Origin of the sequence: Aeromonas sp. ASNIH8 (assembly GCF_002919855.1) — a bacterium.
In the GTDB taxonomy this organism is placed as follows: domain Bacteria; phylum Pseudomonadota; class Gammaproteobacteria; order Enterobacterales; family Aeromonadaceae; genus Aeromonas; species Aeromonas caviae.
The window spans coordinates 1-11313 of the sequence record NZ_PQLN01000117.1 but is presented as its reverse complement, the minus strand read 5'-3'; the positions used below and the strand labels follow the sequence as shown (position 1 = coordinate 11313).

Here is an 11313-nt window from a genome sequence, read left to right as displayed (position 1 = left end):
GGCTGCATAGGCGTCATGTTCATAGAAAAACGCCCCAGGCCATCGAGACCCAGGGCGGTGAAGATATCAAAGACCCGTTTTCCGGTAAATCGCAATGCGGCTCCGCTTAAGTGAACAGCATTGCGCCGGCTGGCGGGCTTTTTCATCATCTGACGGGCCTGGGTGTTGCTATCGGCCCTTGCGCTCCGGCCACCAGGGTGAAGCCCCGATGGCCGGTCTCAGCCCTTGAGCTCCAGCACGGTGGTGAAGCCTCCGAAGATCATGCGGGCGCCGTCAAACGGCATGGTCTGGTGCAGGGGATTGGCGGGGTCCATCCTGGGGTCCTGCATCATCTTGCCCATGGCGTCGTCCCGCACCGCCTTGCTCGGCCACTCCACCCAGGAGAAGACCACGGTTTCATCCTCCCTGGCCGCCACCGCCCGATAAAAGTCGGTCTGCTTGCCGTGGGGCACGTCGTCCCCCCAGCACTCCAGCACCCGGGTGGCGCCGTATTCGAGGAAGATGGGGTCAAACTGCCCCGCATGATCGATCAGGGCCTGCTTGTTGGCCGTCGGCACGGCGAGCACGAATCCGTCCACGTATGACATCAGAGGTTCCTCCAGTGAGTGAGGATCTCAGCATAGCAGCCGCCCATCAGCCCGCGCTCTGCGCCGCCCCGCGCAGCCAGCCATCACAACGAGACCAGCCGCTCCAGATCGCTGCGGGTCAGGCGCTTGCTGTCCACCTTCACGTAGAGGGAGTGTTCCTCGCGCACCAGCAGCACGTCGCTTACCCCCTCGCAGGCGCGGATCCGCTGCTCCAGGGCCGGGGTGGCCTCGACCCCTTCCGGCAGCACGATGCGCAGGCTGCTCACATAGGGGGGCTCGGCCATGGTGAGGCTCACCCCGAGCCAGGCGAGGGCCAGGGCGGCGCAACCGCCAAACACCAGGGGGCCGCCCCCCAGGCTGTAGAGCAGGCCGCCGAGACTGCCGCCGATGGCGACCCCGAGGAACTGACTGGTGGAGTAGACCCCCATGGCGGTGCCCTTGTAGCCCGGCGGAGACTCCTTGCTGATAAGAGACGGCAGCAGCGCCTCCATCACGTTGAAGCCGATGAAGAAGAGCTGCAACCCGGCGAGCAGGCCCCACAGCTGCTGGCCGCTCTGCCAGAACACCAGCTCGGCGGCCAGCATCACCACCACGCACCCGATGAAGACCCGCTTCATCTGGCGGTGCTTCTCGGCATAGATGATGAAGGGCACCACGCTCACGAAGGCGATCAGCATGGTGACCAGATAGGCCTGCCACTGGCTGTCACGGGGCAGGCCCGCACGTTCCAGCAGGGGCGGCAGGGCCACGAAGCTCGACATCAGCAGGGTGTGGACGCAGAGGATGCCGAGGTTGAGTTTGAGCAGGCGAGGGTTGGTGAGCACGGTACGAAAGCTGCCTCGCACCATGGCGGACTCGCGATTTTGCAGGTGTGCCGCCGGGGTCGGCACCACCCAGAGCACCATGGCGATGGCGGCCAGGGCCAGCAGGGCGATGAGCCAGAAGAGGCCGGACAAGCCCAGGGCATGGGTGATGAGGGGGCCGGTCACCATGGCGATGGCGAAGGTGATGCCAAAGCTCACCCCGATGAAGGCCATCGCCTTGGTGCGATTCTGCTCCCGGGTGAGATCCGACAGGAGCGCCATGACGGCGGCGGAGATGGCGCCGCTCCCTTGCAGGGCACGGCCGACGATGACCCCCCAGATGGCGTCGCTCAGGGCGGCGATGACGCTGCCAAGGGCAAACATCAGCAGGCCGCCGACGATGAGGGGCTTGCGCCCCACCTTGTCGGAGAGCAGGCCGAAGGGGATCTGGAACAGGGCCTGGGTCATGCCGTAGATGCCGATGGCAAGCCCGATGAGCGCCTCGGAGGCGCCCGCCAGGGACATGCCGTAGGTGGTCAGCACCGGCAGCACCATAAACATGCCGAGCATGCGCAGCGAAAAGACGGAGCCGAGCGCCCAGGTCGCGCGTCGCTCGCCCCTCGTCATGGTGAAATCATTCATGAGGGCCTCGATGAGTCAAAAAGAAGAGAGAAAGAAAGGGGTGACAGGCGCCCGGCCGCCCCGAAAAATCGGCGATGCCCCTCGCAGGGCGGCGCCCATAATAGCAGAGCCGGGAAGATTCCCGGCTCTGGATTTCATGCATTTCAGGGGTGCAGTTCACACTATCAGGGCAGCATGCTCACCAGCACCGGCGCTGCGTCCGGCTGGAAGTCCACCGACATCATCACGCTCAGGCAAGTAATGGTGACGATGGAGAACATGAACAGCTTGCGCGCCCAGAGGGAGTCGTCCACCGCCGCTTTGTAGCCCGACAGCGCCATCCCCAGCCACCAGACGCTCACCGCGGTGGCCACCACCAGATACTTGTACCCGGCGTAGCCGCCGAGGAACAGCATCAGGGTCGGCACCATGAACGCCAGGATGTAGAGGGTGATGTGGAGCTTGGCCACCGGGATCCCCTTCACCACCGGCAGCACCGGGATGTTGGCAGCCTGGTAGTCCTTGAAGCGGAAGATGGCGATCGCATAGGAGTGCGGCATCTGCCACAGGCTGAAGATCGCCAGCAGGATCAGTGCCCCCGAGTCGAACTGCCCGCTCACCGCGCAGTAGCCGATGACCGGCGGCGCGGCGCCGGAGAGGCTGCCGACCAGGGTGCCATAGACCGAGTGGCGCTTCATGTAGAGGCTGTAGACCCCCACATAAACCAGGAAGCCCAGCACCGCCAGCAAGGCGGCCAACGGATTGGCCGCAAAGTAGAGCAGTGCAATGCCCGCAACGCCCAGCGCCGTCGCATACCAGAGGGAGACACCGGGGGCGATGAGCCCCCGCACCAGGGCACGGTTCTTGGTGCGCTCCATGATGCAGTCGATGTCCCGGTCGATGTAGTTGTTGAACACGCAACCGGAGGCCACCACCAGTGACACCCCCACCATGGTCAGGATGAACAGGGGCACATCCAGGCTCCCCTTCGAGGCCAGCAGGAATCCCCCGATAACCGAGATGAGGTTGCCGAAGATGATGCCCGGCTTGGTCACTTGCAGGTATTGCTTCATCATCATCAACCCGCTCAGTGAACCATCATGTTGATGTTGAGGTTGTACATGATCCACAGGGAACCCACGACCACGATGGCGATGATGAGCACGGTAAAGACCAGTGCCACCAGGTTCCAGCGCTCCTCGGAGGAGGTGTTCATGTGCAGGAAGTAGACCAGGTGTACGAAGATCTGCACCACCGCCATGGCCACCACGGTGCCGAGCACCACGGCGTGGGAGGCGGAGCCGTCCATCACCATCCAGAACGGCACGGCGGTCAGGATGAGTGACAGCACGAAGCCGATCATGTAGGACTTGACGCTGCCGTGGCTGGCGCCGTGATTGTCAACGGAATGACTCATTTACATGACCCCCATCAGATAGACCACGGTGAAGACGCAGATCCATACCACGTCGAGGAAGTGCCAGAACAGGCTCAGGCACATCAGGCGAGTGCGGTTGCGCTCGGTCAGCCCCTTCTTGGTGATCGACACCATCATCACGATGATCCAGAGCAGGCCGCTGGTCACGTGGATACCGTGGGTCCCCACCAGGGTGAAGAAGGCAGAGAGGAAGCCGCTGCGATCCGGGCCCGCCTCGTGCACGATCAGGTGATGGAATTCGTAGATTTCCATCGCGATGAAGCCGGCCCCCAGCAGGAAGGTGACGAACAGCCAGGTGTTGACCGCCGCGACCTTGTTCTTGTTCATGGCCAGCATGCCGAACCCGAAGGTGATGGAGCTCAGCAGCAGCAGCATGGTTTCGGCGAACACGAACGGCAGTTCGAAGATGTCCTTGCCGGTGGGGCCGCCGGCAGTGCCGTTGACCAGGACCGCATAGGTCGCGAACAGGGTCGCGAACAGGATGCAGTCACTCATCAGGTAGATCCAGAAACCGAATACCTTGGTGGCACCGGCATCGTGGTGCCCATCCTCATGAGCACCGTGAGAGTGATGTAGTACGTCAGTCGCCATGGAATTAAGCCACCTTGTTGATGTTGTCGAAATGCTGACCTTCGATGCGCTCGATCTCGTCAACCTGTACGTAGTAGTCCACATCGTCGTTGAAGCTGTGGATGATCCAGGTGGCGATCATGCCGATGAAGCCGGCGATGGCCATCCACCAGATGTGCCAGATCATGGCAAAGCCGAACACCACGCTGAAGGCGGCGATGATGACACCGGCACCGGAGTTCTTCGGCATGTGGATGGGGGCATACTGGGCAGGCTTCTTGTAAGCGCTGCCGTCAGCCTTGGCTTCCCAGAAGGCGTCCAGACCGGTGACCTTCGGCTCGATGGCGAAGTTGTAGAACGGCGGCGGAGAGGACGTCGCCCACTCCAGGGTACGGCCACCCCAGGGATCGCCGGTCAGGTCGCGGTTCTTCTCGCGGTCGCGGATGCTGACCACGATCTGGATGACCTGGCACAGCACGCCCAGGGCAATCAGACCGGCACCGCAGGCGGCGACCACCAGCCAGCCGTGGAACTCGGGATCGATGTTCTGGCTGACACGACGGGTCATGCCCATGAAGCCCAGCACGTAGAGCGGCATGAAGGCCACGAAGAAGCCGGTGATCCAGCACCAGAAGGCACGCTTGCCCCAGACGTCATCCAGCTTGAAGCCGAACGCTTTCGGGAACCAGTAGGTGATACCGGCGAAGCAGCCGAACACCACGCCGCCGATGATGACGTTGTGGAAGTGGGCGATGAGGAACAGGCTGTTGTGCAGCACGAAGTTGGCGGCCGGCACGGAGAGCAGTACCCCGGTCATGCCACCCACGGTGAAGGTGATGATGAAGCCGACGGTCCACAGCATGGGCGAGGTGAACTCGATGCGACCGCGGTACATGGTGAACAGCCAGTTGAAGATCTTCACCCCGGTCGGGATGGAGATGATCATGGTGGTGATGCCGAAGAAGGCATTCACGTTGGCGCCGGACCCCATGGTGAAGAAGTGGTGCAGCCAGACGATGAACGACAGCACGGTGATTGCCACGGTCGCCCACACCAGGGAGGTGTAACCGAACAGCTTCTTCTTGCAGAAGGTCGCTACCACTTCGGAGAAGATCCCGAACACCGGCAGCACCAGGATGTACACCTCGGGGTGACCCCAGGCCCAGATCAGGTTGATGTACATCATCATGTTGCCACCCATGTCATTGGTAAAGAAATGGGTACCCAGGTAGCGGTCTGCGGTGAGCAGGGCGATGGTGACGGTCAGGATCGGGAAGGAGGCGATGATCAGGATGTTGGCACACAGGGCGGTCCAGGTGAAGACCGGCAGGCGCATCATGGTCATGCCAGGGGCACGCATGCGGATGATGGTGGCGAAGAAGTTCACGCCGGTCAGCAGGGTCCCCAGACCCGAAATCTGCAGACTCCATATCCAGTAATCGACCCCGACCCCGGGACTGAACTCCAGCCCCGATAAGGGCGGATAGGCCAGCCAGCCGGTCTGGGCGAATTCACCGACCCCGAGGGAGACGTTGATCAGCACCACGGCCGCGGCGGTGAACCAGAAGCTCAGGTTGTTCAGGAAGGGGAAGGCCACGTCACGGGCACCGATTTGCAGCGGCACCACGATGTTCATCAGACCGATCACCAGCGGCATGGCCACGAAGAAGATCATGATGACGCCGTGGGCGGTGAAAATCTGGTCGTAGTGATGGGCGTTCAGGTAGCCTTCGCCACCCCCGGAGGCGATGACCTGCTGGCCACGCATCAGCACGGCGTCGGCAAAGCCACGCAGCAGCATGACCATGCCCAGAATGAGATACATGATACCGAGGCGTTTGTGGTCGACCGAGGTCAGCCACTCTTTCCACAGGTATTGCCACTTGCCGTAGTAAGTGATGAGACCGGCGATGGCCAGGCCCCCCAGAATGATACCGGCTATCGTGACCATGATGATGGGTTCATGGTACGGAATAGCCTCGAGTGTCAATTTTCCAAACATCGATTATTCCTCGGATCCTGCTTTCACACTCTTGTCGGCCGACATGGCCATGTGTCCGGCATGGGCGTCATGGTTCATGGCCTGGTTCTCCATGGCGTCCTCTTGCGAGGCCTCATGGTTCATCCCTTCGTGGTCCATGGCACCCGCTTTCGGGGCGGCGTCATGGTTCATGGCCTCGTGGTTCATGCCCTCGTGATCCGCGGAGCCCGCAGCCGGGGTGGCGTGACCACCATGGGACATGCCGCCCATGAACTTGTTGATGATGTTGACGAACAGCTTGGGATCGGCGCTGGCGAAGTACTCCACCGGGTGGTTTTCGCTCTTCTTGGCCAGGGCATTGAACTCATCCATGGTGCTCAGGGCCTTGGAAGAGGCCTTCACCTTGGCTACCCAGGCGTCGAAACCGGCTTGGTCCTGGGTCGCGATGACCTTGAACTTCATGCCGGAGAAACCGGCACCGCTGTAACCGCCGGAGATGCCCTTGTACTCGCCCGCTTCGTTGGCAATCAGGTGCAGCTTGGTCTGCATGCCGGCCATGGCGTAGATCTGGCCGCCCAGTTGCGGGATGAAGAAGGAGTTCATCACGGTGTCGGAGGTCACCCGGAAGTTGACCGGGGTGTTGACCGGGAAGGCCAGCTCGTTGACCGACGCAATGCCCAGCTCCGGATAGACGAACAACCACTTCCAGTCCAGGGAAATGACATCCACCTGAACCGGTTTGACGTCCGATTCTAGCGGCTTGTAGGGGTCGAGGGAGTGGGAAGTTTTCCAGGTGATCACCGCCAGGATGACGATGATGATGACGGGTACAGTCCAGACGACTGCCTCAATCTTGTTGGAGTGGGCCCAGTCCGGCGCATAGGTGGCACTTGTGTTGGACGCCCGGTATTTGTAGGCGAACGCCACCGCCATGACAATCACGGGCACCACCACGATCAGCATCAAGCCGAGTGCGGTGAGTATCAGTGACTTCTGCTCCACACCGACCTGCCCCTTGGGGCTCATCAGTGCCATGTCGCAGCCACTCAGCAAGCTGGCGGTCGCGAGCAGCAGCAAAGCGCCCAAGCCCCTCTTCACATCAAAGAGTCTCATGCAATGTCCTCATCTTTTGAAGGCTTATTGGTATAAAAAAATGCAGCATTTTATTGCATCAGACCAGCATGTGAACAACATGAAAAATTAATCCCAAAAATGTTCAAAAGGTGATGGAAAGCGGTATCAGATGTTAATCCCTTGACAATGACCAATTTATTCAAGTTACACCGCGGCAATTCATCTTCCGTTAATCTTTCGCGCCACCAAAAGTGACCACCAATTAACCAAAAAGATCCATCTGGTCTGTTTTTAACCCGCCATTGCGATCAAAAAAGAGCCATACAGCCCCTTTTCGACTCACAGGTCATTTCTCCACACCTTGATCTGGATGGGTATTTTTCGGGGAAGATTAAAAAAATAATTAATCAAACGAATGTGTGATTAACTTCCCGTCCCCCGACAACGGTCGCAACCCCTGGCGCCAGAAGGCACACTTCGTAACAAAACGGGCCCTTGTGCGGGTCCGTTGACAATCGTTTTCTCTCCCTCACTCGGAGTCGGAGTCAGGAGTGATCGTGTTCCATCCGGGTCGCCACGGCGATCCGGTTCCAGGCGTTGATGGTGACCACCTGCATCAGACACTGGGCTAGCAGGGTTTCCCCCAGTTGGGCCAGCGCCGCCTAATAGGTCTGCACCGTGAGCCCCTTGTCGGCGATCAGGGTCACCTCGTCGGTCAGGGCCAGCACCGCCCGCTCCCGGGCGTCGAACAGCGGCGACTCCTGCCAGGCGGCCAGCGCCAGCAGACGCTGGGCGCTCTCCCCGTGCTTCATCGCCACGTCGGAGTGCATCTCGATGCAGTAGGCGCAGCCGTTGATCATGGACCCCGGATGGGGCGGTGAGCTGATTGTTCACTTTTTCATTTTTGATTAGAATATCGTCATAACCTGCAACAGTTTTGCGTTTATCGCAAAGGTTAATCCATGCTGGATCGCATCCGCATCCTGGCCCAGGTGGTGGAATCGGGCAGTTTCTCCCGTGCCGCCCGCGCCCTCAACCAGGCCCCCTCCTCCGTGACCCGTGCCATCGACGCCCTGGAGCAGCAGCTCGGGATCCCGCTCTTCAAGCGCAGCACCCGCCAACTGGTGCTGACCGAGCAGGGCGCCTATTTTCTCGCCCGCTCCCTGCCCCTGCTGGAGGAGGCGGATCAGCTGGTGCAATCCCTGCAACCCCTCTCGGTGGCGCCAGAGGGGCCGCTGCGGGTCTCGGTGTTCGAGAGCTTCGGCGCGTCCTGGCTCTCTCCCCGCCTGCCCGACTTCCTCGCCCGCTACCCCGGGGTGCGCCTGGAGGCTGCGCTGGACAACCGCATGGTGGATCTCGATGCCGAGAACGTGGACGTGGCGGTGCGCATCGGCAAGCCCGCCGACAGCAGCCTGCACACTCGTCATCTGCTCACCAACCGCTCGCTGCTGGTCACCTCCCCCGCCTATCTGGCCCGCCATGGCGAACCCGCCCATCCCGCCGAGCTGGCCCACCACAACTGCCTCATTCGCGGCCATGGGCGCCAACGCCAGCACTGGTACTTCCAGCAGGGCACGGAGCGCGAGAAGGTGGCGGTGCAGGGCAACCTCGCCTCGGTCGGGGGCACGCCCCTGCTCTGCGCCGCCCTCGCGGGGTCCGGCGTGCTGCTGCTGTCGAGTTGGATGGTGCAGCAAGGCATCGACGAGGGCACCCTGCTGCCGCTGCTGCCAGAGTGGCTCGCCTCCCCCTACGAGGATCGCCAGGACGAGATCCACGCGGTGTTTCGTGGCGGCCGCTTCCTCAAACCCCAGACCCGCGCCTTCATCGACTTTCTGGTCGAGGCGATCAGGCCCCTGCAAGGGCCGCGCTGACCGCAACAGAGCCTCCTGGCGAAACGCTGAAAACGCAGACGCCGGGCACAGGGCCCGGCGTCTGGAAATGAGGGTCGCCACGGCGACCGCTCAGCGTGATTTTCGCCCGTCAGGGCTTGGGGAGAGCCCCCGGTAATCCCCGTAGGGGAAGATGTTGCGCAGGCGCTGGGCCACGGGCTCGGGGATGGAGCGGGAGAAGACCAGCCTCACCCCGTTGCCGTCCCGCAGGCCCAGGATGCGTCCGCGCACCGGCTCATGGTGCAGGATCTGGGTCGCCTGGGTCACAAAGCGCGGCGGCACCGAGCCCCGCTTCACCACCACCTTGCCCGGCGCGAGCCGGACCTCGAAAAGGGCGCCGCGCCCCAGCGTCATCAACCACCCGATCAGGGCTATCGCCACCAACAGAGACAACCAGGCCATTGCGTCTTCCTCCCGTCAACCCGATATTCGCCAGTATAACCGGGGGCGCCTCACCATGACCCGGCCGCCATCACGCTTTCACTCACTGCCGGGCCTTATCGGCGCCCCTTGCCCCAGGCCACCAGGGTATCCCGATAGAGGGCGAGCAAGGCCTGATCCCGCACCGCGACCCCGACCTGCTGGGCCGGGCAGTCGGCCCACTCGTCATGGGGATGGCGGGTGTCGTCAAATTTTTGCAGGGTATGGCCGATGGCGGGCCCCTCGGTGATGACCCGCACCGGCCCCTTGCGCAGGGTGAACAGCGCAGGATCGATCACATAGGCGATGGCGGAGGGATCGTGCACATGGCACCCCGCCATGCCGATGCGCTCGGAATAGAAGCGCAGGTAGAAGCGGCTGACATCCCACAGGAAGCGGCCCGGCTCCCCCGCATCGTCCCGCAGGGCATCCAGATAGTCGGCGGTGAAGATGCTCTGCTGGGTGACGTCGAGCCCGATGATCACCAGGGGCCAGGGGGCGGTGAAGACCCGGTCCGCCGCATCGGGATCGTCGTGGATATTGGCCTCGGCATAGGGGGTCACGTTGCCGCGATGGCCGTTGACGCCAAAGGCACCGCCCATCACGACCACTTCTTTCACCAGGGCGGCTACTTCGGGGGCCGCCTCGAGCGCCAGCGCCAGGTTGGTGAGGGGACCGATGGTCACCAGGGTGATCTCGCCGGGATGGGCCTTCACCGTCTCGACGATGTATTGCCAGGCCGGGCGGGGATCCGGGATGAGGGTCACCTCCCCCGCCTGGACGTCGCCAAAGCCGCTCGGGCCGTGCACCACCGTCGTCGGCCCCACGGGCTCGCGCAGCAGCGGCGCGGCGGCGCCCCGGGCCACGTCCGCCTTCATGCCATATTTTTGCTTGAGCCAGAGGGCGTTGCGGGTGCCATTTTCGATGGTGGCATTGCCAAACACCGTGGTGATGGCGAGCAATTCGATGGCAGGGTGCGCCTCGGCAAACAGAATGGCCATGGCATCGTCGATGCCGGGATCGGTATCCAGAATGATCTTGTGGGTCTTGACATCCTCCCCCACCTTAGCGCTTCGCGTCACAGGAGGGGGATTCCCATTACTGGGTGATAGCTGCTCGCACAGTACCGGGTTCCTGCTTCATCGGGCGGCCTGATTGCACCACGCCTCCACAGGCTAAAACGGCGTGTCCCGCCGCTAAAATATTGCGAGCGCCGTTCACATCGGCGTTCGCCTCATAACCACACGCAGCGCATTTAAACTGGCTTTGCGTCTGGCGGTTATCCTTCGCAGTATGCCCACAACAGGCGCACTGCTGGCTCGTGTAGGCCGGGTTTATCGCCAACACCTGACCGCCTCGCCATGCCTGCTTATATTCGAGCTGGCGGCGCAGCTCAAACCAGCCCTGATCTAATATCGAACGATTCAGCCCTGATTTTGCCCGGACGTTGCGCCCCGGCTGGCTGGTCGTGCCCGCTGCTGATTTTGACATGCTGGCAACCTTCAAATCCTCAATGACGATCATCGCGTGGTTTTTGCTGATAGTCGTTGTGACCTTGTGAAGGTAATCGCGGCGGCTATTGGCGATATGTGAATGCAGCCGCTGGATCTTGGCTTTTTGTTTCTTCCAGTTGCTGCTGAACTTTACCTTTTTGCTCAACTGGCGTTGGAGCCTTGCCAGCTTGGTCTGATTGGTTTTGAAGCTGTTGACGGGCTCAAACACCGTGCCGTCTGACAGGGTTGCGAGCTTGGCGATCCCCGCATCCAGCCCGACCATTGAGCCGGAGGGGTGAATTGGCTCGGACGTCTCCTGCTCGACCTGAAAGGAGATATACCAGTGCCCGGCTGCTTGGCTGACGGTCGCGTTTTTAATTTTCCCTTCAACTGGCTGGGACTGACGGAACTTGACCCACGCCAGCCCGGCAGGCAGC

The 11313-nt window shown here is 61.8% G+C and carries 12 protein-coding genes; 1 reads left to right on the top strand and 11 read right to left on the bottom strand.

Annotated elements, in window-relative coordinates; all coding sequences use genetic code 11:
* Positions 1-218: 218 nt before the first annotated feature.
* From C3418_RS20715 to C3418_RS24880, 8 genes are all read right to left on the bottom strand, one after another.
* Positions 219-587: a DUF1428 domain-containing protein gene (locus C3418_RS20715; RefSeq protein WP_010673687.1), complete on the bottom strand. Its 369-nt coding sequence runs from the start codon at positions 585-587 to the stop codon at positions 219-221.
* Positions 588-670: 83 nt separating this feature from the next.
* The gene (locus C3418_RS20710; protein WP_052815585.1) at positions 671-2032 is read right to left on the bottom strand and encodes an MFS transporter; all 1362 of its coding nucleotides are present in this window, start codon (positions 2030-2032) and stop codon (positions 671-673) included.
* 164 nt (positions 2033-2196) lie between these two features.
* Positions 2197-3090: a heme o synthase gene (cyoE, locus tag C3418_RS20705; RefSeq protein WP_010673685.1), complete on the bottom strand. Its 894-nt coding sequence runs from the start codon at positions 3088-3090 to the stop codon at positions 2197-2199.
* 8 nt (positions 3091-3098) lie between these two features.
* Positions 3099-3428, bottom strand: coding sequence for a cytochrome o ubiquinol oxidase subunit IV (locus tag C3418_RS20700; protein ID WP_010673684.1), 330 nt, complete (start codon positions 3426-3428; stop codon positions 3099-3101).
* On the bottom strand, positions 3429-4124 hold the full coding sequence (locus C3418_RS20695) for a cytochrome o ubiquinol oxidase subunit III (protein ID WP_080989981.1): 696 nt from the start codon (positions 4122-4124) through the stop codon (positions 3429-3431).
* Positions 4045-6021: a cytochrome o ubiquinol oxidase subunit I gene (gene cyoB, locus C3418_RS20690; protein WP_041211612.1), complete on the bottom strand. Its 1977-nt coding sequence runs from the start codon at positions 6019-6021 to the stop codon at positions 4045-4047. Before cyoB ends, C3418_RS20695 begins: the two co-directional genes overlap by 80 nt.
* A 3-nt stretch (positions 6022-6024) precedes the next feature.
* Complete coding sequence (cyoA, locus tag C3418_RS20685; protein ID WP_080989980.1) at positions 6025-7113, bottom strand: cytochrome o ubiquinol oxidase subunit II; 1089 nt, start codon at positions 7111-7113, stop codon at positions 6025-6027.
* Between the two features lie 623 nt (positions 7114-7736).
* Complete coding sequence (locus C3418_RS24880) at positions 7737-7934, bottom strand: carboxymuconolactone decarboxylase family protein (RefSeq protein WP_223917181.1); 198 nt, start codon at positions 7932-7934, stop codon at positions 7737-7739.
* Positions 7935-8036: 102 nt separating this feature from the next.
* Here C3418_RS24880 and C3418_RS20675 point away from each other — a divergent pair, with 102 nt between their 5' ends.
* The gene (locus C3418_RS20675; RefSeq protein WP_052815582.1) at positions 8037-8945 is read left to right on the top strand and encodes a LysR family transcriptional regulator; all 909 of its coding nucleotides are present in this window, start codon (positions 8037-8039) and stop codon (positions 8943-8945) included.
* Between the two features lie 90 nt (positions 8946-9035).
* Here C3418_RS20675 and C3418_RS20670 read toward each other — a convergent pair whose 3' ends face one another.
* From C3418_RS20670 to C3418_RS20660, 3 genes are all read right to left on the bottom strand, one after another.
* Positions 9036-9365 carry a DUF3634 family protein gene (locus C3418_RS20670; RefSeq protein WP_039039207.1) on the bottom strand — a complete coding sequence of 110 codons (330 nt, stop codon included), beginning with the start codon at positions 9363-9365 and terminating at the stop codon, positions 9036-9038.
* Between the two features lie 95 nt (positions 9366-9460).
* Positions 9461-10465 (bottom strand): nucleoside hydrolase, encoded by a 1005-nt coding sequence (locus tag C3418_RS20665; protein ID WP_370736853.1) that lies wholly within the window; start codon positions 10463-10465, stop codon positions 9461-9463.
* Positions 10466-10481: 16 nt separating this feature from the next.
* Positions 10482-11313: RNA-guided endonuclease TnpB family protein (locus tag C3418_RS20660; protein ID WP_103859183.1), on the bottom strand; the 832-nt coding region annotated here is incomplete at its 5' end.